The sequence below is a fragment of the Methylomonas sp. BW4-1 genome (assembly GCF_052474385.1).
This window is the reverse complement of the sequence record NZ_CP184125.1, coordinates 3650689-3677268: the sequence shown is the minus strand read 5'-3', so window position 1 is coordinate 3677268 and position 26580 is coordinate 3650689. Positions and strand designations below refer to the sequence as shown.

Here is a 26580-nt window from a genome sequence, read left to right as displayed (position 1 = left end):
GATGAAAATACGGGTTTTGATCGTGGTGCCGGCCCGCTCGGGTTCCAAAGGACTGATGGATAAAAACGTGAAATTGCTGGACGGGCGGCCCTTACTTGCCTGGACTGCCGAAAGCGTTGTCCGAGCGGCTGTTCCGGATAGTTTGGCGATTTTATCGACTGACTCGGAGCATTATGCGGTATTGGGGCGTAAAGAAGGGCTCTGCGTTCCGTTTCTTCGTCCTTCTGTTTATTCGGGAGATAGTGTCGCGGCTTTCTCGGTGGTTGAGCATGCTGCAGATTGGTTTATCGCTGTATATGGTTACCGGCCGGAATTAATGATGTGGTTGCAACCAACCTCGCCGTTTCGTTCTGCGGCTATAATTCGGGAGGCTGTTGCCATGGTCAGCGATAGGCAAGTTGATGCGGTAGTCGGTTGCAAGGAAATCCACCGCGACTTGACTACATTGTTTCGCCTTGAGAGTGGTCATATGCAGCCCTTGGACAATCAAAGACCCACCCAGACGTCGCGGCAACAAAGCCAGCCGCTGCTGACGCCGAATGGCGCAATGTACTTATGCAAGACCGATTATTTGCTGGAACACAAATCGTTTTATCCACCAAAGACGGTGCCGCTGGTGATGAATGCCATTCAAAGTCTGGACATAGATACCGAAGAAGATTGGGCCATCGCTGAGGCCTACATTAAACAAGGATTGGTATGAACAAGGTTTTAGTCACCGGCGCCGACGGTTTTATCGGCTCGCATCTGGTGGAAATGCTTGCGGCGAGCGGCTTTCAGGTGCGTGCACTCACCCAATACAACTCTTTTAATAGTTGGGGTTGGCTGGAGGAGGCGGCCTGGAAAAATGAGATAGAGGTGATCTGCGGCGATGTCCGTGATCCGCAGTTTTGCCGGATTGCTTGTCGGGATATTGATGTTGTGTTTCATTTGGCGGCATTAATTGCCATCCCTTATTCCTACCAGGCGCCGGACAGCTATGTCGATACCAACATTCGCGGCACGCTGAACATCTGTCAGGCCGCTCGGGATAATGGCGTTAAACGCCTAATTCATACCTCAACCAGTGAAGTGTACGGCACCGCACAATATGTGCCTATCGACGAGAAACATCCGTTGCAGCCGCAGTCTCCGTATAGTGCGTCGAAAATTGCCGCCGATGCGATGGCGATGAGTTTTTTCAATGCCTTCAATTTGCCTGTCACCATTGCGCGGCCGTTTAATACTTACGGCCCCAGGCAATCGGCGCGGGCGGTGATTCCGACCATCATCACGCAGATTGCCGCCGGCAAAAAACGGATTCAACTGGGCGACGTTTCGCCGACCCGTGATTTCAATTATGTGGAAGACACTTGCCGGGGCTTTATCGCTTTGGCCGAGTCGGCGCAAGCCATCGGCGAGACGGTGAATATCGGCTCCAATTTCGAAATTTCTGTCGGCGAAACGCTGAATCTGATCAAAAGCATCATGGCCAGCGATGTCGAATTTTTGGTGGACGAGCAAAGGTTGCGGCCGGAGAAATCCGAAGTGAACCGCTTGTGGTGCGACAACAGCAAGATCAAACAACTGACCGGTTTTGCCCCGCAAGTGACTTTGGAGGAGGGTTTGCGCCGCACCGTAGCCTGGTTTACCGAGCCGGATAATCTGAAACGATACAAAGCGGATATTTACAATGTTTGACAGCTTTATCCGCTTGGTCCGGGAGATTTATCAAACCGAACAATTCATCCCTTTGCACGAACCGCGCTTCGCCGGTAACGAAAAACAGTATCTGCTGGATGTGATCGACAGTACCTTCGTGTCCAGCGTTGGGCCCTATGTCACCGAATTCGAAAGCAAAATCGCCGCATACACCGGCGCCAAGCATGCAATAGCCACCGTCAACGGCACCGCCGCGCTGCACGTTGCCCTGTTGTTGGCAGGCGTTAAGCCGGGCGAAGAAGTGATTGCTCAAGCGGTGACTTTTGTCGCCACCTGCAATGCGATTCATTACTGCGGTGCCGAGCCGGTGTTTGTGGACGTTGATGCGGCGACGCTAGGTTTGTCGCCGCTGGCCTTGGCGGAGTTTTTGGATCGATTCGGCGAACGCCGCGATGATGGCGTTTACAACAAAACCAGCGGCAAGCGCATCGCCGCCTGTTTGTCGATGCACACCTTCGGCCATCCTTGCGATCTGGCTGGGTTGACTCGAGTATGCGACGACTACTGCATACAGTTGGTGGAAGACGCAGCGGAAGCGTTGGGTAGCCGGCTCAATGGCCGGCATTGCGGCACTTTCGGCAAACTTGGGGTGCTTAGCTTCAACGGTAACAAGATCATCACCACGGGCGGCGGCGGCATGATTTTGACCGACAACGAGGAACTGGCGCGTCGGGCCAAACACCTGACGACCACGGCTAAATTACCGCATGCCTGGAAATTCGAACACGACCAGATCGGTTACAACTACCGTATGCCGAATTTGAATGCCGCCCTGGGGTTGGCGCAGCTCGAACAATTGCCTGATTTTGTTCGGCGTAAACGTGCATTGGCGCAACTTTATCTAGATTGGGCGCAAGCCAACGGTGCGCAATTCGTCGAAGAACCGGCTGGCGCTGATGCCAATTACTGGCTCAACGCTTTGTTGCTCGATGACCATACGCAGCGCGACGCCTTTCTGGAATTTAGCAATACCCGCGGCGTGATGACTCGACCGCTATGGGAGTTGATGGCGGATTTGCCAATGTACCAACATTGTCAACGGGATGACTTGCGGCAATCGCGCCAACTGGCTGAGCGATTGGTCAATGTGCCCAGTAGCGTGGTCGTATGACGACTGGGGCGCCACGTAAAATCTGTGTCGTGACCGGTTCCCGAGCCGAATACGGCCTGCTGTATTGGCTACTGCAGGAAATTCAAGCGGACCCGGACCTGGAATTACAGTTAGTCGTGACCGGCATGCACTTGTCGCCGGAGTTCGGTTTGACCTGGCGGCAAATTGCCGCCGACGGCTTTACGATCAACCGCAAGGTGGAAATGTTGTTGTCGTCGGATACGCCGGTCGGCATCAGCAAGGCCATGGGTTTGGGTTTGATCGGTTTCGCCGATGCCTTGCACGATTTACAACCGGATATCGTCGTGGTGCTCGGCGATCGATTCGAGATATTCGCGGCGGCGCAAGCGGCGATGAATTTACGCATCCCAATTGCCCATATTCATGGCGGCGAACTCACCGAAGGCGCGGTCAACGATTCGATCCGCCATGCGATCACCAAGATGGCTCATCTGCATTTCACCTCAACCGAGGTCTACCGGCGGCGGGTGATGCAGTTCGGTGAGCAGCCTGATCGCGTGTTCAACGTTGGCGCACCGGGGTTGGATAGCGTTTATAAGTTGCCGTTGCTGGATAAAGCTGAGCTGGAACAAGCGCTGGATTTCAAGTTTGGGACACGCAATTTGTTGGTCACCTTTCATCCGGTGACGTTGGAAGCGGCGACGGCTACAGAACAGTTTGCCCAGCTGTTACGGGCTCTGGATGAGTTTGACGATGTTCATATCATATTTACTCATGCTAATGCCGATGCCGATGGCAGGGTTATCGCCAGCATGATAGAGGAGTATCGGCAACGCCATTCCCGCCGAGTAGCCAGCTTTATTTCCATGGGGTCTCTGCGTTATTTGTCGACCCTGAAGTTGGTCGATGCGGTAGTCGGCAATTCGTCCAGCGGTATCATAGAAGCGCCGGCTTTTCGTATCGCTACTGTCAATATCGGTGATCGCCAGCGGGGACGGATCTGTGCCGGTAGCGTAATCCACTGCGCGCCGCAAACCGATGCGATCCGCGCCGCCCTGCTAAAAATATTTTCCGGCGAATTTGCGAATACCTTGGCGCGTGTCGAAAATCCCTACGGTCAGGGCGGGGCTTCGGCGAAGATTAAAGAGCTTCTGAAACACGCGCCTGTGGATGGGCTGCTGAAGAAGCGTTTTTTCGATTTAGAGGTGCTTGAATGAGTGTGTTCATCATTGCCGAGGCAGGGGTTAACCATAACGGCAGCTTGCAAACCGCGATGCAACTGGTCGATGCCGCTGTGGCGGCGGGTGCCGATGCCTTGAAGTTCCAGACCTTCAAAGCCGAAAAACTGGTCACCCAGTCTGCCAGTAAGGCCGACTATCAAAAACACACGACAGGCGCGGCCGAGAGCCAGTTGGATATGCTGCGCAAGCTGGAGTTGAAATATGAATTTCATTTTCAGTTGCGTGATTATTGCCAAAGCCAAGGTATCGAGTTTCTTTCGACCGCATTTGATTTCGATAGTTTGGCGTTTTTGGTGGACGAGCTTGGTCTATCCAAATTGAAAATTCCGTCGGGTGAGATTACCAATGGTCCGTTTTTGCTGGCCCACGCCCAAACCGGCAAGGACATCATTGTCTCCACCGGTATGGCCACGCTAGGTGAGGTGGAAACCGCGCTGGGGGTTTTGGCGTTTGGCTTGTTGGGTGGGGAGCAACCGTCTTTGGCGGCATTTCAGCAAGCCTACAGTTCGGAAGCGGGGCAAGCGGTTTTACATGAAAAAATCACCTTGCTGCATTGCACCAGCGAATATCCGACACCGATGAAGGATGTAAATTTGCGGGCGATGGACGTGTTGCAGCAGGCTTTTCGCCTGCCGGTCGGTTATTCGGATCACACCGAAGGGCTGGTCGTGCCGATTGCCGCCGTGGCGCGGGGCGCGGTATTGATAGAAAAACATTTCACCTTGGATCGCAGCCAAAAAGGTCCGGATCACCAAGTGTCACTGGAGCCCGCTGAATTAAAGCAAATGGTGCGCGATATTCGCGCCGTCGAACAGGCGCTTGGCCGTCCCGGCAAGATGCCGCAAGCGGTGGAATTGCAAAATCGCACGGTCGCCCGCAAAAGTTTGGTGGCGAATAGTTTGATAGCAGTGGGTGAAACTTTTAGCGCCGAAAATTTGACGACCAAGCGGCCTGGAACCGGCCTGAGTCCGATGGAATATTGGCGATTGCTTGGTCAAACCAGTCATCGTTGTTATGACGTGGATGACTTGATCGAATGAGTAAGCCGGTCATTTTGCTGGGAAGCGGCGGACATGCGCGGGTGCTGCTCGACATGTTACGGCGGTTGGAGATTGAGATACTGGGCATAGCCGATCCTCACCGACTGCCCGGCAGCGAGCACTTCGGAGTCAGGGTATTGGGCGACGACTCGGCAATACGGGCTTATGCAGCGGATGGTATCGCGTTAGTCAACGGCATTGGTTCTCTGCCGCGCGATGGCGGCTTGCGCGAGACCTTGTATCAACGATGTGTGGCGCAAGGTTATCGGTTTCAAACAGTGGTCGATCCTCGCGCGTTTACAGCAAGCGATGTGCAACTGGCTGAGGGCGTACAGGTCATGGCGGGTGTCATTATTCAGGCAGGCACACAAATTGCTAAAAACTGCATAGTTAATAGCGGGGCGATTGTCGAGCACGATTGTCGGATTGGTCGCGATGTGCACATCGCGCCCGGCGCGGTGTTGAGTGGCGGGGTGGAATTGGGCGACAAGGTGCACATCGGCACCGGCGCCACCATCATTCAAGGTATACGCATCGGTGCCGGCAGTGTAGTGGGCGCGGGCAGCGTGGTGACGCGCGATGTCGGTTGCAAGCAGATCGTCTATCCGCCCCGTTCGCACATACAGAATTTACAACAGGATTGATAAATGAAACAGCATTGGCAGCAGGTTTTGATTCGCCCGGAAGCGACGTTGCGAGCAACCATCGAGGTGATTGATCGCGCGGCCTTGCAGATTGCGTTGGTCGTGGATGAGCAAGAAAAATTGCTGGGTGTGGTCACAGATGGCGATATTCGTCGGGCCTTGATTCGCGGCTTATCCCTGGAACATCCGGTTTTCGAGGTGATGAATAAGCGGCCGAAAGTTGCCGCTTTAAATGACAGCAAGACCCAGTTGATTGCCATGATGGAGGGGCATCATCTCTACCAATTGCCGGTTGTCGATGAACAGGGCCGGGTGGTGCGCCTGGAGTCGTTGCAGGCGCTGTATAAGCAGCCGGCATTCCCCAATCCGGTGTTTTTGATGGCGGGTGGATTCGGTACTCGTTTGCGGCCCTATACGGACGAATGTCCCAAGCCGCTGTTAGAAATCGGCGGCAAGCCGATTTTGGAAACCATCATCGAGAATTTCGTTAAGTCAGGGTTTCGACAGTTTTATATAGCCGTGCATTACCGAGCGCAGCAAATCAAAGACTACTTTGGTGATGGCGGGCGTTGGGGAATTAAGATCGACTATATTGATGAGACCGAACCGATGGGGACTGCCGGCGCAATCGGTTTAATGCCGGACAATTTGCCGGATGTGCCGTTGATTGTGATGAATGGCGATATTCTGACCCAGATCGACTTTTCCAGATTGTTGGCCTATCACAACGAACAACAAGCGATTGCTACCTTGTGCGTGCGCCAATACGAGTATCAAATTCCCTACGGTGTCGTGAGATTGGAGCAGCAAAGAGTGGTGGGGATTGAAGAAAAACCCTTGCAAAGCTGCTTGGCCAACGCGGGAATTTATGTGCTGGATCACAGTTTGATTAATAGCATCTCAGCCCAGAAAAAGCTGGATATGCCGACCTTATTAAACCAGCAAGTGGCTGCAGGCGAGATAGTCTCTATGTTTCCGGTCAATGACTATTGGTTGGACATAGGACGCGAAGCCGATTTTCTAAGGGCACAGGGCGAATTCGCCAAGTATTTCTGAATGAGAGGGTTAAAGTTCTCCAAATTCGGGCCGATACATCATTCGAGTTTGAAACAAATCTTTTTAATTCAACACAACACAAAATCTTCGAAGCGCTGAACGTTCTCGAAATTTGGAGGGTAACATCATGGCAATGGTAATCAACACAAACGTCAATTCGTTGAACAGTCAACGTTTTTTAAATAAAACCAACGATTCACTGGCGACATCAATGGAGCGTTTGTCTTCGGGTTTGCGGATTAACTCTGCAAAAGACGACGCGGCAGGTTTAGCCATCAGCGATAAAATGACATCGCAAATTCGCGGTATGACCGTAGCAGTGAGAAACGCCAACGACGGTATTTCGATGGCGCAAACAGCTGAATCCGGGATGGGAGCTATTACCGATACATTGCAACGTATGCGTGACCTTGCGGTTCAAGCGGCCAACAGGGTTGCTGTGAGTGGTTCCGACCGGGACAAACTTCAAACCGAATTTAAACAGCTGGGCCTTGAGATTAAAAGGATTATTCAGAATACCGAATTTAACGGTAAAAAAATCTTGAACGGCTCATTGGCGGGTGCTAACTTCCAAGTGGGTGCCAATACCACGACAGACAACCAAGTCTCTGTTACTGTTTCTAACTTGGAAAAAGTTAACAGTCTTAGTGCCTTGTTTGGTGCTGCGGGATATTCGATCGGCTCGGGTGCGGCTTCCGCCAAAGTGAGATCGGCAATTTCAGCTATTGATAGTGCGATCAAAAAGATCGATACTTTCAGGTCAACTTTGGGTGCTATTCAAAACAGGTTCACTACTACTGTAGCCAATCTGCAGTCTTCGATAGAAAACCAAAGCGCCGCTAGATCCCGTATCTTGGATGCCGATTTTGCCACAGAGACATCCAATTTGAGCAAAACGCAAATATTGCAACAAGCCGGTACAGCGATGCTGGCTCAGGCTAATCAGTCCGGTCAATCCGTGTTGAGTTTGCTAAGGTAGTTTTGATTGGGGGGTTGCGGACCGTAACCTCCCGTTTAATACGAAAAGCATAAGGTGAATGTCATGAACAGTGAGATTTCAAATGTGTTAAAGCTATCTCCCGTGACTGTTGCTAAAGCTGATAAGCAAACGGATGAAAAATCATTTGCGGGAGCCAGGGTCGAGGCTGACAAGCGTAACTCTGGTATTTCCGCGTTGCAAAATGACTCGACTGTGTCCTCTTCAGTTTCTAATCAAGATCAGGACAAACAGAATGAGGCCAAACCTTCTTTCGATTCGGTAAAAAAAGCGGCGGATAAAGGAAATTCGTTGCTCCAATCGGTTAACCGTAATCTCCAATTCAAAGTAGATGATTCAACCAAGGAATTAGTGGTGAAAGTCGTTGATAGTGAAACGGGTGATGTCGTGCGGCAAATTCCGTCCGAAGAAATGCTGGCGTTTATCAGAAGAATGCAGGAGTTAGATGGCCAACAAGGCTCTATGATTCAGGATCGTGCTTAGTAAGTTAGTCGGATGAGGAGAGTGTCATGAGCATAGTTTCGTCGACGGGTATTGGTAGCGGTATCGATATTGGCACCCTCGTGTCGCAATTGGTGACAGCTGAAGGTCAGCCGGCACTGAATGCGATACAGCGGCAACAAGACACAACGAATACGCGCTTGAGTGGGTTGGGGACCTTGAAAAGCGCGTTGTCCGATTTCCAGACGGTCGTAAGCAAACTTAAAGATGGGAATCTGTTTAAAACGCATAAAGCCGCGTCTGCCGACGAATCTATCCTAAAAGTCGCGGCGGGTGCAGGATCCGTTGCCGGGTCTTATGCCGTCGAAGTTACCCAGTTGGCGAAGGCGCAAAAGTCTATTTCGGGGGAGTTTGCCAACTCGGCTGCCACCGTTGGGACTGGATCTTTGACTATCGCAACCACCGCCGGAGCTTCGTTCAATGTGACGGTTGCTTCGGGCAATAACACGTTGCTGGGGATCAGGGACGCTATCAACAACGCTTCCGGCAATACCTCCGTTACCGCAAGTATCGTTAACGTCGACAACTCGACTGGCACCGGTACGATTTCCAAGTTAGTCCTCACAGCCAAAAATTCAGGACTCGCCAATGCATTTACTGTGACGGGTACCGATGACGATGGTAACAACGCCGATACGTCAGGATTGTCACAAATTTTTTCTTCTAATTTGAGCGCTCAGACAACGGCTACCGACGCTATTATCAAAGTCGATGGTCAAACCGCGACACGAAGCACCAATTCCATAACCGATGTCATCCAAGGTCTGACCTTAGATTTGAAATCTGCTCAAGTCGGTACCAAAGTAAACGTCGATGTTAGTTTGGACAATGAGGCTGTCAATAAAACGCTGACAAGTTTCGTCACTGCGTACAACAAGTTACATACCACTTCCAAAGATTTGGGCAAATACGGTGGAGGTACTGGCGGTAGTAGTTCCGGAAATGGTGCGTTAATCGGCGATGCTACCCTGCGTTACGTGACTTCTCAAGTCAGGCAGGATTCGGCAAATCCGGTTTCTTCAGCAACGGGCAGCTATAACTCGCTAGCCATGATCGGCATAAAAATAGATAAAGATGGCGTGATGTCATTGGATAGCACGCAGCTTAACACCGCATTGAGTGCCAGTTTACAATCTGTAAGTGACGTGTTTTCGTCGTCTGATGGCGTAGCGACCCGGCTTTATTCAAAATTGGATAACGTATTGCAATCGGGTGGGCCGTTGGATAGTCAGCAAACATCGCTGAAAAAACAATTGTCAGCCTTGGATAGTCGTAAAGCCGACGTGCAGGTTAGGCTGGATAATTTGCAAAAGACTTTGCAAAAACAATTCACAGCTATGGACGTCAATGTAGGTAAATTTAAATCAACCGGTTCTTTTCTAAGTAACTGGATCAGCAAATTGTAATGAAGAGGTTTTCCCATGTACGTTGATGCTCATAGAAAAGGCGCTAGACAATACGCAGAGGTCCATACCTCCAGCAATTTTGGCGAGGAATCTCCCCATCGGCTGATTCAAATGTTGATGGAAGGGTTCTTGGCTCGAATCAATTCTGCTAAAGGTGCAATTACTCACGGGGATATGGAAGCGAAAAGTATCTATATATCCAAGGCAATTGGCATAGTTGGTGGTCTGAACGAGGTGCTGGACCTAGAGCAGGGTGGCGAAATTGCCGTCAATCTTCGCCAATTGTACGATTACATCAACTTTCGGCTGTTACAGGCAAGCAGTGAAAACAGCGAGGACATATTAAATGAAGTAACTGTGTTGATGAAAGACGTCAAAGAAGCCTGGGATGCGATTGCCTGATGTCTCTTGATTTCCCGGATCCTAATTTCTTGGAGTGGCAGCAACAATTACAAGGTTTTGCCGACAATATCCAAGAGTGCATACTAAAGGCGGAGTGGGAGGGTCTGGCTGATATTTTGGATAAAAGGCAAGTTTGTTTAGAACAGTTTTTCGCGGGCGTAGCGTGCTTGCCAGAGCATAAAAAACTACTTGTCAAGCAAGTAGCTCAGTCGGTGCTTGAGCAGGATGCGGTTTTTATTTCTTATATCGAAGAGCAAAAGTCGCTCTCGGCTGCTCAGCAATCAGTCTTGGATCGCGGCCGCAAGGCAATGCAGGCTTATAACAGTTACTAAGTCATCTGATTCAGACTTATCCCCGTTTTCCCCCCGGGTCATCCCGTTCCAACACACTGTTCAGTGTATCGATATACCCCTTAATTTCTTGAATGTTGTTCTGGCGGCAATGAAATGCCGCTCCTCTGTGTGTTCTTCTAAGGTTCTCAATTGTTTGCCTGATTTCAGCTTGCAGCATTCTTCGACGTTTTTGTAATCCTTTCGTATATTGAAATAGCGATCCTCAAGTTATCTGATATTTATATATATTATTGATTTAATTTAATTTTTTGTATTTTTATTGGGAGTGTTTTGTATGCGGTTCTTCTAGGTAAAGTATTTCGGAGGGGAGAGTCAAAAAAATGTCGTTCTAATTGGCTTAAGGCTGTTTAATTGGCGAAACGGCCTTTGATCGGGTGTGTTTTAGCCGTTCTTGATGATGCTAATAGCGTATTATTTTTTTTAATTATTGAATTTAAAAGGGGTTTTTATACATTGGCATGAAAAGTGATTGATGTTTAGTGGCGGCAATAATGCCTATTCCATTTAGTATCAACCGGGAGAACGATCATGCCATCATCAATGGTCATCAATACAAACATCGCGTCATTGAATAGTCAGAAGTTTCTGACGCGGACTAACGATAGCCTGCAAATGTCTATGGAGCGCTTATCATCAGGTCTCAGAGTCAACAGTGCTAAAGACGATGCCGCCGGTTTGGCGATTGCCGACCGAATGACATCGCAAATTCGCGGTATGACTGTTGCTATGCGCAATGCCAACGACGGTATCTCCATGGCGCAAACTGCGGAAGCTGGGATGGGTACAATCACTGAAACGTTGCAAAGGATGAGGGATTTAGCAATTCAGGCGGCCAACAGAGCGGCTGTTAGCGGTGAAGATAGGCAAAAGCTTCATACCGAATTTAAGCAATTGGGTGCAGAGGTTAAAAGGATTATTCAAAATACCGAATTCAACGGCAAAAAAATTCTAAACGGTTCTTTAAAGAATGCGAACTTTCAAATTGGCGCTAACACGGCGGCAGACAATCAAATATCGGTTACCGTATCCGATTTGCTGGCTGTGACAAGTTTAAGCGCGCTTTTTGGAAACAAGCATTCAATTGGATCAGCGGCTACCTCGGGAAATGTGCGCTCAGCAATCAACGCTATTGACACGGCAATCAGAAGAATCGATACATTTCGTTCGAATTTAGGTGCAATTCAAAATCGGTTTTCCACCACTATATCGAATCTGCAATCTTCTATTGAAAATCAAAGCTCTGCACGTTCGCGGATCATGGACGCCGATTTCGCTGCCGAAACTGCGAATTTAAGCCGCAGTCAGATTCTGCAGCAGGCCGGTACGGCAATGTTGGCTCAGGCTAATCAAGTAACCCAGGGTGTATTACAGCTATTGAAATAAAAGCACCAGCATTATTTAACCTGAATTCACGGTGCATTTGAATATAGGAATGCTAAGCTGATGCGTAGCTAGTGAGATTCCGTAAACTTTAATCAAGAAGTAGCAAATGGATGATGAACTTGATCAGGTGAGACAATATGACTTAGGGCCAATAAGCGTAAATAATTTTGGTGAAAAATATTTTTTCAACCTGAATAGAAACAGCTTCGATAGAGTGAGTGCTGGAGTGTTGTTTGACGCGAAGTTTGGTAAGGATCTGTTTGCCGAAGATACGCTTAATGTGGTTATCGGCACGGATTCAGGGTTATTGCCAAAATACTTGCAAAGCAAGTTTTTACCAAAGGGTACGCGCTACCTCTTCATTGAGCCGGAAGGTGTTTTGCAGGCTTTAAAACAAAACCAATTGCTTGATGGCTTGGATGAGAAGATTCTGTGTGTTGGTTTGGAGCAATGGCCGGAGGCTATTAAAAATTTCAAAATAAACGACTATTTGTATATCAACGCAGTACGCTCCTACAATGCAATTTGTGCGCAAGACGATTATATAGAGGAGTATGCAGAGCTAAGTTGGCATATCACGGAAGTTCTATCGCAACTGCATTGGCAAATTAGCGTCGAGCTGGGTAGCGAGGCGTTTATTGCCAGACAGATTATTAACCTAGCCGATAACCAAAGGCCGGCAAAAGTGCTGGAAAAGGCCTTTGTCGATAAGACGGTATTAATTTTGGCGGGTGGTCCCTCGCTTGATGAGGTTTTACCATGGCTCAGATCGCATCGGAACGACGTTGTGGTTTTTGCGGTTTCCAGAATTTCTCGCCAGTTATTACAAGCCAATATCGAGCCGGATTTTGTGTTTTCGGTGGATCCGACTGATCTGAGCTTTGATATCAGCAAGGAAATGCTCGAGTTCAGCAGCAAACCGATTTTTGTCTATTCCTACCACACTGTCCCCACTTTAGTTAACCAATGGCACGGTCTTGGGTTCTATCTTGGTCCGCGACTACCTTGGCCGTCGCCACTGAATGTAGCGAATATTGGCAGTGCGGGTCCGACGGTGACCAATACTGCGCTGAGCGTGGCGTATCATTTTGGCTTCAAAAGAATAGTGCTCGCCGGCGTAGACTTATGCTTCACCAAAGAAGGCTTCACGCATGCCACCGGTAGCGACGAGCAACTGGCCGGGCCACGCTTTAATTTGACATCGTTGCAAGTAGAGACAAACGCCGGATTTATGGCGCCTACTAGTTGCGACTTTTCACAGGCTATTCTCTCGCTGGGTTTCCAGGCGAAACAGTTGTCTGGCATGGGATGTCGGATTTTCAATATTTCCGGTGGTTCTGCCAAAGTCGAAAATATCGAGTATTTACCCATATCCGAAATTGAATTTGGGGATGGCTCCATTAATGTGGCTGAAATCGTAGCCGAGCGCGTTAGCGAATCCGCTGAACATAGTAAATATCACAAACAAATTCTTGATGAGTTGGGGCGTGCTCAATTTCAGATCAAAGGAATTGCTCGTCTGGCGGAGAATGCGCGCCGTGTCAACGACGAGATGTATAGTGCCGATGGGGTCATTGGAAACTATAAGGATAAAAAAAGACTGGATCAGATCGAGAAGAAGTTTAAGCGAGAACATAGGCATTACAGCAGGTTGGTAAAAAGCTTTGGTATCAGAAGTTTTATCAAGTTGACTAAGGCATTTAACGATGAGGCGTGGAGTGCTGAAGAAGCCAAGCAACTTGGCAATGTTTTCTATGACGCTTATCGGGAAGGTGCAGCGAAATTGATGTGTTTGTTGGATGACGCTGTCGAAAGAGTTAAGGCCAGGCAACAGGAATATGCGGATGTGCCGGATTTTGGTTTGATAATGGAGCAATATCGAAAAGACAGAAGTTTTGGGCGCGCAAGATTGTGGAAAGCTACTGCCGCTGAGGTGCCGGTAGATGTTCGGGCTCAATTTGCCGATTTTGAAAAACGCTTCTTAGATATTGTTCATGATAAACATACTCGGCATTTTGCCAAGGCCAAAAGCCAGGGAAATCTTTCAAGTCTAAAGCAAAGGGCTGGCTTGTTATTCAAGCATAAAAAAATCGAAGAATTGAGTGATTTGCTGATTAGTCTGAGTAAGCATCAGGATCAGCAGGCGGTTGAGCCGTATCGCCATTTGATTACTGGTTACTTGGCCGAATTGCAACACGCATCGGCCCAGGCGCTGGATGCATATCGACAAATTGTTGACGGTGGTGGTGTGTTGGTAGAGCAGGCTCTGATAAGAATTGCGGATATCGGTATCGATAGCGATGATGCTCATACCGCCAATTTAGCGTTACAGTGTTTGTCGCAATTGAATCCCGTCTACTTACCCTTATATGCGGAAATGCAAAGGCTGCATGGCGATGTGATGGTCGCTATAGACGCCTACAATAATTACATCGGTCAATTCCCCAGCGATACGTTGGCGCAAATAAAATTGGCTAACTTGTATACGGAGCAAGGAATCTATGATGCGGCTATCATGATGTTGGATTATATTTTGGCTCAAAAACCTGATCTGGAAGTTGCTCTCACCATGAAGGCTGCGTTGGTTTCCGCTGGATTTTAACTGCGGATGTGGTGCTGCGTGGTCTCGGGCTATTTTTAAAGGGTCAAACTTTTTTCAATATCAATTCCAAAACCAATTTACTGCCGAAATAGGCTAATAATAATGAAGTAAAGCCTATGAGGGTCCACTGAATTGCGCTTTGCCCACGCCAGCCATAGCGAATTCTGCCGAACAGTAGTGCGGAAAAAATTATCCAGGCCAGGATCGATAGTACGGTTTTATGAACCAAATGCTGCGCAAATAAATCCTCTACGAAAAAGAAGCCGGTGACCAAGGACGCGGTCAAAAACAGTAATCCCGTTGCGATCATTTGAAACAACAGTGATTCCATGGCTTGCAAGGGTGGTAAAGCCAACATAAAACGTTTGGGGTGGCGATGGCGTAATTGTTGATCCTGAACGGCCAATAAAATGGCTTGTAAGGCAGCGATATTTAATAGGCTGAATGCCAATATTGATGTCAGTATGTGAGTGCTCATCTGCCAATTGTGGTTCACAAGCAGGCGTGGCGTAGCTGGATAAAGAATATCTAAAGCCAGCATGGCTGCAGCGACTGGAAAAATCAACACGCCCAGTTTTGCCACAGGTTTGTCCAGCGAGGCAATTAACAGCAGAAGGCAAATAACCAAGCCTGCCAGCGATGCGGTACTGAAAAAACTGAAGTTGAATCCGTGATGGTTTTGTACGTTTAAGACGATGTAGGCGCAATGCAAGCCTGCGCCAAGCCAAGCCAGTTGCATGGATAGCCGGTGCTGTTTGGCGCCAAAAATTTCTTTAACGATCAATATTGCGGCAATCGCATAGCTTAATATCGAAAATAGGCCGGCGGGTGTGGTGTACATGGCGATGGCAGGGGAATAATCAAAAGGTGTTGCGATACGGTTATGTTAAACTAAGCAGACCAATTGTTGTAATCCGTTTGTGTTGGCAGACATCCGCCGGAACCCTAGAAAAATAAAGACGCAACTATGTTTGATAATTTATCTGATCGCCTCAGTGGCACACTAAAAAAAATTAAAGGCCAAGGTCGTCTGACCGAGAGCAATATCCAGGACACCATGCGCGAAGTAAGAATGGCTTTGCTGGAAGCCGATGTTGCTTTGCCGGTGGTGACCGATTTTATCGATCAAGTTACTCAGCGCGCGTTGGGTCAGGAAGTGCAAACCAGTTTGACGCCTGGGCAGGCAATGATCAAAGTGGTGCAGTCCGAGCTGGTCAAGGTGATGGGTTCTGCGAACGAAGAGCTGAATCTGCGTACCAATCCGCCGGCAATCGTATTGATGGCAGGTCTTCAGGGCGCGGGTAAAACGACTACGGTGGCAAAATTAGGTCGCCATCTAAAAGAAAAGAAAAAGAAAAAAGTCGGGGTGGTTAGTGTTGACGTTTATCGTCCTGCCGCGATTAAGCAATTGGAGACGTTGGCCGCCGATGTTGGATTAAAGTTTTTCGAAAGCGATGTCAGCGAAAATCCTGTCGATATTGTCAACAGGGCTATAGATGCAGCAAAGCGCCAATTTTTAGATGTGGTAATTGTCGACACCGCCGGACGTTTGCATGTCGATGACGAGATGATGGCAGAGATCAAAGCTTTGCACGCCGCAATCAAGCCGATTGAGACCTTATTTGTGGTTGATAGCATGACCGGTCAAGATGCTGCAAACACTGCCAAGGCTTTTCATGATGCCTTGCCATTGACCGGTGTCATTCTGACCAAGGCCGACGGCGACGCGCGTGGCGGAGCGGCGCTTTCCATTCGGCATATAACCGGCAAGCCGATTAAGTTTATCGGTGTCGGCGAAAAAACCGATGCCTTAGAGCCTTTCTATCCTGATCGGTTGGCTTCGCGTATTCTCGGTATGGGCGATATGTTGTCGCTGATTGAGAATATCGAGCAAAATGTCGACAAAAAAAAGGCCGAGCAATTAGCCAAAAAGCTGCAAAAAGGCAAAAGCTTCGATTTGAACGATCTGAAGGAGCAGTTGGAGCAAATGCAGAATATGGGCGGGCTTGGCGCGATGATGGATAAGCTGCCGGGTATGAGTGGCGTGCCTAAAGACATTAAGGATAAAGTCAATGACAAGGATCTGGCGCATCAGATTGCCGTAATCAACTCAATGACCAAACAAGAACGGCGTTTTCCCGATCTAATCAAAGGTGGGCGTAAGCAACGTATCGCCGATGGTTGCGGCTTGGATTTGCAAGCTGTAAATCGTGTGTTGAAGCAGCATCAAATGATGGAAAAGATGATGAAAAAATTCAGCAAGGGTAATATTGCCAACATGATGCGCGGCTTGAAGAGCAATATGCGCGGCATGAGAATGTGATTGTCGTAATTTGTCCTTCACTTATTGTAAAAATCGCGTAGAATAGTTTGATTAAGTTTTTTGATTCAATGTTATTTAAGGTATCCAAATGGTAAGCATTCGTTTGTCCAGAGGCGGCGCTAAGAATCGTCCTTTCTATCATGTTGTTGTTACCGACAGCAGAAGCAGTCGCGATGGTCGTTATATCGAGCGCGTAGGTTTCTTTAATCCGTTGGCTCGCGGTGGTGAGCAAAGATTGGTTTTGGATAGCGAACGCGTCCAATATTGGAAAGCCAATGGCGCCCAACCAACTGACCGCGTCGCTAGATTGATTAAAGACGCCGATAAAGTAGCCGCTTAATTTTAGCTTTGTCAGAAGGGGATTTTTTGAACGTCGGCCAAGTGTCCGGCGTTTTTGGTGTAAAAGGATGGGTAAAAGTCTATTCCTTCACCGATCCCCGTGAAAACATATTGCAGTATTCCCCATGGATTCTGCGAAAAAATAGCCACTTCCAAGAAGTTAAATTGCTTGGAGGTCGGCGGCAAGGCAGTTTGGTCGTCGCAGAGTTGCAAGATATTACTGACAGAGATGTCGCAGCAGAGTTGATGGGCGCGGATATTTTGATTCGCAAGCAACAACTACCCAAAGCGAGCGATGGCGAATATTATTGGGCGGATCTGATTGGGCTGGAAGTACGCAATTTAGAGGGTTGCCAATTAGGCAAAGTTGATCATTTGTTGGAAACCGGTGCTAACGATGTTTTGGTCGTAGTTGACGGGGAGTTAGAACGTCTCATTCCGTTTTTGCAGCAGAGTACTGTTTTAAAAATTGATCTTGACGAAGGCTTGATTCTCGTCGATTGGGATCCGGACTTTTAACTAAAGGCATGCGTTTTGATGTTATAAGTCTCTTCCCTGAGATGATATCCGATGCCGCTAGTTACGGAGTAACCGGCAGGGCGATTGAACGAGGCTTGGTCGGTTTGTCGGTTTGGAATCCCCGCGATTACACGCTCGATAAACACCGGACCGTCGATGATAGACCTTATGGTGGCGGGCCGGGCATGGTGATGAAATGCCAACCTTTGCTCGACGCAGTGGATGGAGCCAAACAGCATAATGTCTTGGTTAACCGCAAAGTAATTTGCTTGAGTCCGCAGGGTCGTTTGCTTAGTCAAGAGTTGTTGCTGGATGCGAGTCGCTACGATCAATTGATCCTCGTATCCGGTCGTTATGAAGGTATAGACGAGCGTTTTATCCAGCATGCTTGCGACGAAGAATGGTCGCTGGGCGATTATGTCATCAGCGGTGGCGAGCTGGCAGCCTTGATAGTAATCGACGCGGTTACCAGGTTAATTCCTGGCGTACTTGGTGACGATGAATCTGCTAAACAAGATTCGCATTTTGATGGACTGTTGGATTGCCCGCATTACACGCGACCCGAGCATAGCGATATTGGCGACGTCCCTGATGTGTTGCTCGGCGGAAATCACGCCGACATCAAGCGGTGGAGGATGAAACAAGCGTTGGGGCGGACTTGGTCGAGGCGGCCGGATATGCTTGAAAAAGTAACATTAAGCGCAGAGCAGGATGCTTTGTTGAAAGAATTTAGAACTGAAGTTGTTTAATAGGGTGTGGTTATGAGTAAAATTATTGAAGAATTGGAAGCTGAACAGCTGAAAAAAGATGTACCGGAATTCGGACCTGGCGACACTGTCGTGGTGCAAGTTAGAGTAACTGAAGGCACGCGGGAAAGGTTACAGGCTTTTGAAGGCATTGTGATTGCAAAACGTAATCGCGGTTTGAATTCAGCATTTACTGTCAGAAAAATTTCGCATGGCGTGGGTGTTGAGCGGGTTTTCCAAACTCACAGTCCATCAGTTGGCAGTATCGAAGTAAAACGTCGCGGTGACGTTCGTCGCGCTAAACTTTATTATCTGCGCGATTTGGCTGGTAAAGCCGCACGTATCAAAGAGAAACTTTCTTAATACGCTGCAATCTGGTTCGTATTATAGCGAATCAGGTAATGAGAAAAGGCGGCCTGCTCAGCTGCCTTTTTTTTTGCCGATAGCAAAAGAGAGATGTGATGCCTTTACATATCGTTTGGCAAAATGTTGCGGATGGTGAAGAGTCCCTGCTCGCCGTGCCACTACTCAATGCGGAATTGATATTAACCATGGCCGGTGAAATCATTACGGATGCATCTTGGCACGTTGGCGGAGAGTTAACTAAGACTTTGTCACCACAGGCTGTTAGTTTGCAAAATTATCTGTTAAACCCGATGCAAACCGAACTGCATGTTACCTTGCTAAGCCAGGGTAGCGTGTACGCTAATACGGTTTGGAGTGCGTTATTGGCTATTCCCGTCGGGCAAGTGGAAACATATTCGGGGTTGGCGGAAACGCTGGGTTCAGGACCTAGAGCAATAGCGGGGGCTTGCCGAAATAACCCTTATGCCGGGATTATCCCGTGTCATCGGGTGGTGGCAAAGCGTGGCATCGGAGGTTTTATGGGGCAGGCCGATGGCGAGTTTGTGGCGCTTAAACACCGTTTACTCGAGTACGAGCGTGGTTTGGGATTGGACAGGGAATGAATTCGGCGCAGACCATAGAGGCATTCTTAAACGCATTGTGGCTGGAATTCGGATTAAGCGACAATACGCTATCGGCTTACGGCAGCGATCTTAAATTGTTTGCGAAGTGGCTGAAGGATAAGGATATAACCGCTGTTGACGACACGACGATCAAGAGTTTTTTGGCTAACCGACAGCAACAAGGTATAACCAGCCGTTCGTCGGCCAGAATTGTCTCTTGTTTGCGGCGCTTTTACGGTTATTTGCTGCGCGAAGGTAAGATTAATATCGATCCTACCCAATTGATAGACTCGCCACAGCTTGGCCGCACGTTGCCTGATTCATTGTCAGAAACCGACGTGGAATTGTTGTTAAATGCTCCGGAAGTTACCGACAAGTTGGGTTTTAGAGATAGAACGATGCTTGAAATGCTTTACGCCACAGGGCTGAGGGTGTCCGAGTTAGTCGAACTCAAGTTTAGCCAAATTAATTTTCGGCAAGGTTGTGTGCGCATCGTCGGCAAAGGCGACAAGGAACGCCTGGTGCCGGTTGGTGAAGAAGCCATGGATTGGGCCGAACATTATCTGAATACTGCCAGACAAGCAATCCTGGGAAATAGGCAAAGCGACTATTTGTTTGTTACCACCCGGGGCACTTCTATGACCAGACAGGCTTTTTGGCACATTATCAAACGCTATGCTGTGCGGGCAGGTATCGATAAACATTTGTCGCCGCATACGCTGCGTCACGCGTTTGCCACGCATTTATTGAATCATGGCGCTGACCTTAGAGTGGTTCAGCTACTGCTCGGCCACTCGGATTTATCCACTACCCAAATTTATACGCATATTGCCCAACAGCGTTTGAAAGTATTACATACCCAACATCATCCAAGAGGCTAACCATGACTGTATCGATTCATCCCACCGCTTTTATCGAAACCGGCGCCATGCTTGGAGAAAACGTCAGCGTTGGCCCGTTTGCGGTGATAGAGGCGGGCGCCGTAATAGGGGCGAACAGTCAAATAGGTGCCCATGCCGTAGTGCATGCGCATGTCAAAATGGGCGACGGTAATGTGTTACACCCGCACGCTGTACTAGGCGGCTTGCCGCAGGACTTGGGGTTTGATGCGCAAACCGAGTCGTGGCTAGAGATTGGGGACAATAACGTGTTTCGAGAAGGATTTACCGCCCATAGGGCTACAGTAGCTGGCAGCGCTACCAGGATCGGTTCAGGTTGCTATTTTATGAACAACAGCCACGTTGCCCATGATTGCGCGGTTGGTGACAAAACGATTTTTGCCAATAATGTGGCGATTGGCGGTCATGTAGAGGTGGGGCATAACGTGTTTATGGGCGGGGCGGTAGTTGTGCATCAATTTTGCCGGATCGGCGCTTATGCCATTGTGCAAGGCACTACGGGGATTAACATGGACGTGATCCCGTTTATGCTGATAGGTGGTCGGCCCGCGAAACATTATCGGCTCAACATAGTGGGCTTACGGCGAGCCGGTATAGTAGGTGAGAATTACAAAGTGCTTTCCGCCGCATTCAGATTGTTAAAAAATAAAAAAAGCCTCGAAGAATTGCAATCTACCGAAGAGCTGCAATACTTAAGGCGTTGGCTGGCGGTCGATTCCAAGCGTGGATTACACGGATTTATCGATGTTACCAACTGAATTCAATAGTCAGGGGCAATGCCGTAGGAATTTAACAAATTAGTTCCGGAGGTCAAAGTGGCAAGCCAGTCAGCTAACAGACAGCAAGATTTATCATGAAAATACAAGTAATCGATAACATCGACCAAATCCAGCCACTGATGTTGATGGCGGAAGCGGATGTTGCGTTTTATTCGGATGAGATCCAAGCTCTTAATGCTGCCGAACAGCTCCAACCCAACATCATTTTGCTGAATTTTGCGTTGCGCGGTAGCCAAACGCCCGACTATACCAACTTGTTATTGGCGGCCAGTCCGACCAGTAATATCGTGATCATCGGCGATGACTTGCATGAAGAGCAAATTCTGCACTGCGTGTTGGCCGGCGCCAAGGGCTATCAGAATAGTCAGTCGCTGGCGGCCTATATCAACAGAATGATCCACGCAGTCGCTACCGGCGAGGCTTGGTTGAGCCGTAAGATCGTTGCTTATCTTCTGGATGCCATCCACCGGAATTATTCGCTGCAAGCAAGCAGCTAAAAGTGTAAACCAGCCTCGAAATAAAAAGTTTGTCCGGCGATGGGCAAATTATAAGGATAACTGGAGGTAGCCGGTTCTTTGCCGTGGCTATCGAACAGGTTCCGAGCCGATGCCGTCAGATCCAGATATCCCATCAGTTTTTTCGCATTTAAAGTTAGGTCGACCGTTTCATAATCTTTTAAAACTCGCGTATCTTCCGGACTGCTAAGGCGGTGACCTATCCAGTTAATTTGGGTTTGAATCTGCCATTTCGGCATAAAATTCCAGGCGAGTGCGGTGTAAACATGATGCTCGGGGACATTGCTAACCCGGGTGTGCGTCGCTTCGCTGCGGGCAAATTGCCAAGCGTAGTTGCCGCGTAGATTCCAATCTGCGTGAAACTTCCAATCCCATTCAAACTCGCTGCCATAGCCGTCTTGACCTGACGTGTTACGCTCGGTTAGCGTGCCGGCGCCGGAAATCGGGCCGCTAATCAAATCGCGGATCTCATAATGGTACAAATTCAACGCGGTTCTCAGATTTTTCGTTGGACGATAATCGAATGCCAGCTCGGTAGTTGAGATGGTTTCCGGGCTCAAAGACGGGTTGCCAAGGAAAAGCGGACTGTTTTGCTGATATTGTTCTACGAAGCTTGGCGCTCTGTAAGCTTGTCCATAGAGCAATTTAGCAGTCAATTCAGAATTGATGTTCCAGACCAACGCAGCGCGGGGGTTCAATGTGCCGCCAAAGTCGGAATAGTGGTCAAAGCGCAAACCGGTGGTCAGGTGCCAGTCCTTGGCAAATTGCCATTCGTCTTGTATCGCCGCGGACCAGATGTCGCGATGATGGTCGTCAATGAATGTGAGAGGGGTTCCAGTTAAGTCTTGTAAACCGCCGGCAACATTGATGGCGGGAAATGCCGATAGCCCGGACCCGTTGATAACACCTACGCCGTAATTGCGCGCTTCCTGAGTGTTCATCTCCTCATAGCGGAAGCCGGCGATCATGCGGATTAAATGATCGGAAAAGCCTTTGTAAATACTGGTTAACTCAAAACTGGGTACAGTATTTTTAAAACCGGCGACAAAGCGTAGCCCCTCTGGAAATAGCACCAAGCCCCTAGTCGATGCCAACTGCTCGGTGACGTTGCCGTCCGCGCCAATTGGTAATATTGCACCGGCTGGAAAACCGTATATATCGGCTGAGACGTCAGTATGCAGAAAGCTGGCGTGGGCTTGCAGTTCCCAGTTCTCTATATCATCCTCGGTCGAATAACGCACATCAGCCAGATAGCTGGAGCCATTACCCTTGCCTTTGTTATCCAGGGCGCCGAATGTGCCGGAGCGAAACCCGTAATCGCTTTCGTTAAAAGCCCAAAATCCCAAATCCCAATGTTTGCGCTGTAAACTGAGATGGCCGTTCCAGCGTTCGTTTTGGGTTTGCATGGGGCCGGGAGCGAGCGATATATTCGTTCCCAACGCTTGGTCGACTTGGGTTTGCGCGTCGGCAGTGATGATTCGCTCGGGATCGACCCCGTTATGGCTATATTGCAGGCTACCCGCAACATCCCAGCCTTGCCATTTACCGCCGTATTGGCCCCAAGTGCTTTTCGTATCGGCATTGCCGCCGCGTGCGCCGACCGTGACGCCATCAATATCCGCGGCCTTTTTGGTGACAATATTAATCACCCCCGCGAAGGCGTCCGCCCCGTATAGCGCGGAACCCGGCCCGCGAATCACCTCGACACGTTGAATATTTTCGACGGGAATAATCATTCCCGCCATATGCGTACCCTGATAGGGCACGGAGAAACGTGTGCCGTTGAGCATCAGCAAGACTTCGGCATTGGTTTCATTGCGCATGCCGCGCATCGTGTAACTATAGTCGTTAGTCACCGGTTGGATCGTCACATGCATGCCAGGTACGGTTTCCAGCACCTCGTGCAGATCGGTAGCGCCCATCGTGGCAATTTGCTCGGCGGTGATAACGGTGGTCACCGCTGCCGATTGCGATACCGATTTGGCGGTACCCGAGGCAATACTCACTGAAATATTAGCTAATTCCGCTGGCGATAAATCCAGAAAATCGTTGACGGTTTGGTCGGCATAGGCTTGCTGACCGATGAGGCTGAGGGCCAGAGAGTGTTTGAAAAGCTGCTTCTTGACTGTTTTCAGCATAGGATTTCTCATAATTCCCGCAGGGGTACCGGCTTGGCAATACCGTAGCCTTGCGCGTAATTCACTCCCAAGGTTTGTAGTAGATCGAAAATACTCTGGTTTTCCACAAATTCGGCAATGGTTTTTTTGCCCATCACGTGGGCCACCTCATTGATCGCTTTAACCATAGTCAAATCCACCCGATCATCCAGTATGTCTTTTACAAACAGCCCGTCTATCTTTAAATAATCGACCGGTAGGTTCTTTAGGTAAGCAAAAGACGATAGACCACTGCCAAAATCATCCAGGGAGAACGAGCAACCTTTTTGGCGCAGCGAATCGATAAATTGCCGGGCATAGGAAAGATTGCTGATAGCCGCTGTTTCGGTGATTTCGAAACAAATCTTGTGGGTGGGTATCTGCCATTTGCGGAATTGCTCGTCGATAAAGCCCAGCATGGCTTGGTCCGACAGCGACAAACCGGACAGATTGACCGAGCACATTTCCAGTCGGTCCAGAAAGCCTGGCGTCGTTGCCAAGTGCTCGAACAAACGGGAGATCACCCAACGGTCTAAAGGCGAAGCCATATTGTAGCGTTCCGCAGCAGGTAGAAAGGCGCCGGGCGGAATCACCTTATCTTGATCGTCTCGGTAGCGGATTAAGGTCTCGAAATGCAGGCCACCACGACTAGCGGCTATGGGTACGATCAGTTGGCCGAACAGCTGGAAGCGGTCTCGCTCGATTCCCTGGCGGATTTTTTCCACCCATTGCATTTCGCCTTGGCGAAGTGTTAGCTCTTCATCGTCCGGACTGAATATATGTACGCGGTTGCGGCCTTTCTCCTTGGCGGCGTAACAGGCGGCATCGGCTTCTTTCAGTACATCCACGGCATTGCCACAGGCGCGATTGATGGGGGCGATACCAATGCTGACCCCGATGTTGAAGCTGCGATTCTCCCAGGCAAATTGGAAGTCGCATACCGCATTACGTAACTTTTCACCGGTGATGATGGCTTGTTCCAGAGAACAATACGACATCAGGATGCCAAACTCGTCGCCGCCCAGTCTAGCCAATATGTCCATTCTGCGTACTTGTTGACGTAGTACTTCGCCGAGCTGCCGTAGTAGCTCGTCGCCCGCCAGATGGCCGCAGGTATCGTTGACGATTTTGAATTGATCCAGATCCAGATAACACAGAACGTGATGGCTATCGTTGGCTTGCGCCTCCAACACCAAGTTTTGAATATGGATGTCGAATTGGCGGCGGTTGACTAGGCCGGTCAATTCGTCGTGGCTGGCCTGATAAGCGATTTTTTCCGAGAGACGTCGGGTTTCGGTAATGTCTTCGCAAACCAGCAACAGGTGCGAACGATTGTTTTCGTCTTTCACCAGACGCGCGGTTTCCCTGGCCCAGATGATGTTGCCGTTGCGGCAGATGATGCGGCTTTCCAGCTTATGTACTTGTTCGGGATGATTACGGCAGATTTGGAAGAACTGGTTGCAGTTGCCTATATCTTCGGGATGGGCGAAGTTGAAAATAGAGCAGCCTTGCAGTTCCTCAACGCTCAAACCCAGCTGGCGGGCGCCGAAGCGGTTTACCGAGATGATTTGCCCTTGCATATCCAGGTTAAACACCATGGTCGGGTTGTTGTCGTACAAGGCCTGGAAGTTATTTTTGACACTAATCAAGGCTTTGTTTTGAATCTCGACCGTATCCAGCATACCGTTGAACGCATCGACCAAAATGCCCATTTCATCATTGCTGTGCTTGGCTGCGCGCAAGGAATAGTCGTGTTCCTGGCTGACTTTCTGCGCGGTTTTAGCCAGTTGCGCGATGGGTTTCGCCACCCGGTTTAATAAGGGGGCAGTCAGCAAAAAGGTAATCGATAACGCCACAAACAATACAATCAGCACCACACCGATAAATTGCAGTTCTCGCCAGAAGGCCGCACTGAGGTCCGACGACAGAAAGATTCCGCCGACAATTTCGTCGTCCAGGCGCATGGGCTGATAAACATAAAGGTTGAGTTTATCGAAATAATTACGCAAGCCATGCGATACGATCGGGCAGGTGGCGGATTGCTTGTCCAGCGAGGTGAATAACTGACCTCTTTTGGTGTAGACGCAAGCGCTGCGCAAATCGGGGAGATTGTTCAAGGACACCAAGTTTTCCTTGGCCAAATTGGCGTCGTCGAACATCACTGCGGCCACACTTCGGTTGGCGATCAGGCTGGCTACGGCGATTAAGTCGCTTTGGGCCTTGCGCTTTACTTCGGTGACGTTCACCGTTACCAAAATCACCAAGGCCAACAGCATGGAAAATAGGCTGGAGGTGATGGCGATGCTGAACAATTTGCCTTTGATGGATAGCCGCGAGAAGAATCTACTCATGCTCGCTTCCCTCCACCAGCGTGGCAACTTCGATGAGTTTGGCGCTGACGTTAAAACCGCTTTGTTTCAAAGCCTTGAGGTTGAGGTGCAGTTTGACTTTGCCGTCGTCGAGTGCAAAGCCGATCATGCCGCCGGATTCGGCAAAAAACGGCTCGCTGCTGACCGTCAGTGATTTTTTCAGCGATCCGACCAGTAATACACCGGGTAAAGCAAGGTCCGCCCGCTGTTCGGGATTGTCGAAATAGACGATGTCGCAATCTTTCGCCTGTTTGGGCGCATCGAATTTGAACAACCGAATCGGTTTTTCCTGAACGGTCTTGCTCTCCAGCGGGCTCAGCAGACTGCCGAAAGGGTCGTGGCCGATGATACAGATATTAAAGGTGGGGCTGGCTTTTTCCGGCCAAGTGATGAATTTGGTGAAGTTATAGAGATAGGCAGCCTTGACCTTATATTCCAGGTTCAGTTCGTCTGCCGACGACGGCTGACTGACAACGCAACATAGGATTACCCACTTTACGAGCTCAAAAGCGCGCCGCAACGACAATGCGTCATCAGTGGAAAAGACGGAAACCAAGGTTATTCCCTAC

27 protein-coding genes are annotated in these 26580 nt (G+C 49.3%); 23 read left to right on the top strand and 4 right to left on the bottom strand.

Features of this window, described 5'->3' with window-relative positions:
- Position 1: 1 nt before the first annotated feature.
- From ACH5Y9_RS17045 to ACH5Y9_RS16980, 14 genes are all read left to right on the top strand, one after another.
- Positions 2 to 703 (top strand): acylneuraminate cytidylyltransferase family protein, encoded by a 702-nt coding sequence (locus ACH5Y9_RS17045; RefSeq protein WP_445366948.1) that lies wholly within the window; start codon positions 2 to 4, stop codon positions 701 to 703.
- Entirely contained in the window at positions 700 to 1680 is a 981-nt protein-coding gene (locus tag ACH5Y9_RS17040; RefSeq protein WP_445366947.1) for an NAD-dependent 4,6-dehydratase LegB, read from the top strand. Before ACH5Y9_RS17045 ends, ACH5Y9_RS17040 begins: the two co-directional genes overlap by 4 nt.
- Positions 1673 to 2812, top strand: a complete 1140-nt coding sequence (locus ACH5Y9_RS17035) for a LegC family aminotransferase (protein ID WP_445366946.1) — start codon at positions 1673 to 1675, stop codon at positions 2810 to 2812. Before ACH5Y9_RS17040 ends, ACH5Y9_RS17035 begins: the two co-directional genes overlap by 8 nt.
- Positions 2809 to 3990, top strand: a complete 1182-nt coding sequence (gene neuC / locus ACH5Y9_RS17030) for a UDP-N-acetylglucosamine 2-epimerase (protein WP_445366945.1) — start codon at positions 2809 to 2811, stop codon at positions 3988 to 3990. Before ACH5Y9_RS17035 ends, neuC begins: the two co-directional genes overlap by 4 nt.
- Positions 3987 to 5054 carry an N-acetylneuraminate synthase gene (gene neuB / locus ACH5Y9_RS17025; protein WP_445366944.1) on the top strand — a complete coding sequence of 356 codons (1068 nt, stop codon included), beginning with the start codon at positions 3987 to 3989 and terminating at the stop codon, positions 5052 to 5054. Before neuC ends, neuB begins: the two co-directional genes overlap by 4 nt.
- Positions 5051 to 5698 (top strand): acetyltransferase, encoded by a 648-nt coding sequence (locus tag ACH5Y9_RS17020; protein WP_445366943.1) that lies wholly within the window; start codon positions 5051 to 5053, stop codon positions 5696 to 5698. Before neuB ends, ACH5Y9_RS17020 begins: the two co-directional genes overlap by 4 nt.
- Positions 5699 to 5701: 3 nt before the next feature.
- Positions 5702 to 6754, top strand: a complete 1053-nt coding sequence (locus ACH5Y9_RS17015; protein ID WP_445366942.1) for a nucleotidyltransferase family protein — start codon at positions 5702 to 5704, stop codon at positions 6752 to 6754.
- 127 nt (positions 6755 to 6881) lie between these two features.
- Positions 6882 to 7733 (top strand): flagellin domain-containing protein, encoded by an 852-nt coding sequence (locus ACH5Y9_RS17010; protein WP_445366941.1) that lies wholly within the window; start codon positions 6882 to 6884, stop codon positions 7731 to 7733.
- Positions 7734 to 7796: 63 nt separating this feature from the next.
- Entirely contained in the window at positions 7797 to 8234 is a 438-nt protein-coding gene (locus tag ACH5Y9_RS17005; protein WP_445366940.1) for a flagellar protein FlaG, read from the top strand.
- Positions 8235 to 8260: 26 nt separating this feature from the next.
- On the top strand, positions 8261 to 9658 hold the full coding sequence (gene fliD, locus ACH5Y9_RS17000) for a flagellar filament capping protein FliD (RefSeq protein ID WP_171696474.1): 1398 nt from the start codon (positions 8261 to 8263) through the stop codon (positions 9656 to 9658).
- Between the two features lie 15 nt (positions 9659 to 9673).
- Positions 9674 to 10060, top strand: coding sequence for a flagellar export chaperone FliS (gene fliS / locus ACH5Y9_RS16995; protein WP_026602079.1), 387 nt, complete (start codon positions 9674 to 9676; stop codon positions 10058 to 10060).
- Positions 10060 to 10392: a hypothetical protein gene (locus ACH5Y9_RS16990; RefSeq protein WP_445366939.1), complete on the top strand. Its 333-nt coding sequence runs from the start codon at positions 10060 to 10062 to the stop codon at positions 10390 to 10392. The genes fliS and ACH5Y9_RS16990 overlap by 1 nt, the downstream gene beginning before the upstream one ends.
- Positions 10393 to 10941: 549 nt before the next feature.
- Positions 10942 to 11796 carry a flagellin N-terminal helical domain-containing protein gene (locus ACH5Y9_RS16985; RefSeq protein WP_033157177.1) on the top strand — a complete coding sequence of 285 codons (855 nt, stop codon included), beginning with the start codon at positions 10942 to 10944 and terminating at the stop codon, positions 11794 to 11796.
- 106 nt (positions 11797 to 11902) lie between these two features.
- Positions 11903 to 14398: a 6-hydroxymethylpterin diphosphokinase MptE-like protein gene (locus tag ACH5Y9_RS16980; RefSeq protein ID WP_445366938.1), complete on the top strand. Its 2496-nt coding sequence runs from the start codon at positions 11903 to 11905 to the stop codon at positions 14396 to 14398.
- A gap of 43 nt (positions 14399 to 14441) precedes the next feature.
- On the opposite strand, the gene ACH5Y9_RS16975 is transcribed toward ACH5Y9_RS16980, so the two are convergent.
- Positions 14442 to 15239, bottom strand: a complete 798-nt coding sequence (locus ACH5Y9_RS16975; RefSeq protein WP_445366937.1) for a cytochrome C assembly family protein — start codon at positions 15237 to 15239, stop codon at positions 14442 to 14444.
- A gap of 126 nt (positions 15240 to 15365) precedes the next feature.
- Between ACH5Y9_RS16975 and ffh the strand changes: the two genes are divergently transcribed.
- The 9 genes from ffh to ACH5Y9_RS16930 all read left to right on the top strand — a co-directional run bounded on the left by ffh (position 15366) and on the right by ACH5Y9_RS16930 (position 21468).
- Complete coding sequence (ffh, locus tag ACH5Y9_RS16970) at positions 15366 to 16721, top strand: signal recognition particle protein (RefSeq protein WP_445366936.1); 1356 nt, start codon at positions 15366 to 15368, stop codon at positions 16719 to 16721.
- An 88-nt stretch (positions 16722 to 16809) separates the two neighbouring features.
- Complete coding sequence (gene rpsP, locus ACH5Y9_RS16965) at positions 16810 to 17061, top strand: 30S ribosomal protein S16 (RefSeq protein ID WP_319960457.1); 252 nt, start codon at positions 16810 to 16812, stop codon at positions 17059 to 17061.
- 26 nt (positions 17062 to 17087) lie between these two features.
- Positions 17088 to 17579, top strand: coding sequence for a ribosome maturation factor RimM (gene rimM / locus ACH5Y9_RS16960; protein ID WP_445366935.1), 492 nt, complete (start codon positions 17088 to 17090; stop codon positions 17577 to 17579).
- Positions 17580 to 17587: 8 nt separating this feature from the next.
- Positions 17588 to 18328 carry a tRNA (guanosine(37)-N1)-methyltransferase TrmD gene (gene trmD, locus ACH5Y9_RS16955; RefSeq protein WP_445366934.1) on the top strand — a complete coding sequence of 247 codons (741 nt, stop codon included), beginning with the start codon at positions 17588 to 17590 and terminating at the stop codon, positions 18326 to 18328.
- Between the two features lie 12 nt (positions 18329 to 18340).
- Positions 18341 to 18688, top strand: a complete 348-nt coding sequence (gene rplS / locus ACH5Y9_RS16950) for a 50S ribosomal protein L19 (protein WP_020484866.1) — start codon at positions 18341 to 18343, stop codon at positions 18686 to 18688.
- A gap of 98 nt (positions 18689 to 18786) precedes the next feature.
- Positions 18787 to 19293 carry a methylated-DNA--[protein]-cysteine S-methyltransferase gene (locus ACH5Y9_RS16945; protein ID WP_445366933.1) on the top strand — a complete coding sequence of 169 codons (507 nt, stop codon included), beginning with the start codon at positions 18787 to 18789 and terminating at the stop codon, positions 19291 to 19293.
- Positions 19290 to 20174 (top strand): site-specific tyrosine recombinase XerD, encoded by an 885-nt coding sequence (xerD, locus tag ACH5Y9_RS16940; RefSeq protein WP_445366932.1) that lies wholly within the window; start codon positions 19290 to 19292, stop codon positions 20172 to 20174. The genes ACH5Y9_RS16945 and xerD overlap by 4 nt, the downstream gene beginning before the upstream one ends.
- A gap of 2 nt (positions 20175 to 20176) precedes the next feature.
- The gene (gene lpxA, locus ACH5Y9_RS16935; protein WP_445366931.1) at positions 20177 to 20950 is read left to right on the top strand and encodes an acyl-ACP--UDP-N-acetylglucosamine O-acyltransferase; all 774 of its coding nucleotides are present in this window, start codon (positions 20177 to 20179) and stop codon (positions 20948 to 20950) included.
- A gap of 95 nt (positions 20951 to 21045) precedes the next feature.
- Positions 21046 to 21468, top strand: a complete 423-nt coding sequence (locus ACH5Y9_RS16930; RefSeq protein ID WP_205453398.1) for a response regulator transcription factor — start codon at positions 21046 to 21048, stop codon at positions 21466 to 21468.
- On the opposite strand, the gene ACH5Y9_RS16925 is transcribed toward ACH5Y9_RS16930, so the two are convergent.
- The 3 genes from ACH5Y9_RS16925 to ACH5Y9_RS16915 are packed head-to-tail and all read right to left on the bottom strand — an operon-like array spanning position 21465 to position 26567.
- Positions 21465 to 23624 carry a TonB-dependent receptor plug domain-containing protein gene (locus ACH5Y9_RS16925; protein WP_445366930.1) on the bottom strand — a complete coding sequence of 720 codons (2160 nt, stop codon included), beginning with the start codon at positions 23622 to 23624 and terminating at the stop codon, positions 21465 to 21467. The two genes, ACH5Y9_RS16930 and ACH5Y9_RS16925, sit on opposite strands and share 4 nt — an antisense overlap.
- A gap of 8 nt (positions 23625 to 23632) precedes the next feature.
- Positions 23633 to 25993 (bottom strand): EAL domain-containing protein, encoded by a 2361-nt coding sequence (locus tag ACH5Y9_RS16920; RefSeq protein WP_445366929.1) that lies wholly within the window; start codon positions 25991 to 25993, stop codon positions 23633 to 23635.
- Complete coding sequence (locus tag ACH5Y9_RS16915; protein WP_445366928.1) at positions 25986 to 26567, bottom strand: YfiR family protein; 582 nt, start codon at positions 26565 to 26567, stop codon at positions 25986 to 25988. Before ACH5Y9_RS16915 ends, ACH5Y9_RS16920 begins: the two co-directional genes overlap by 8 nt.
- Between the last annotated feature and the right edge of the window lie 13 nt (positions 26568 to 26580).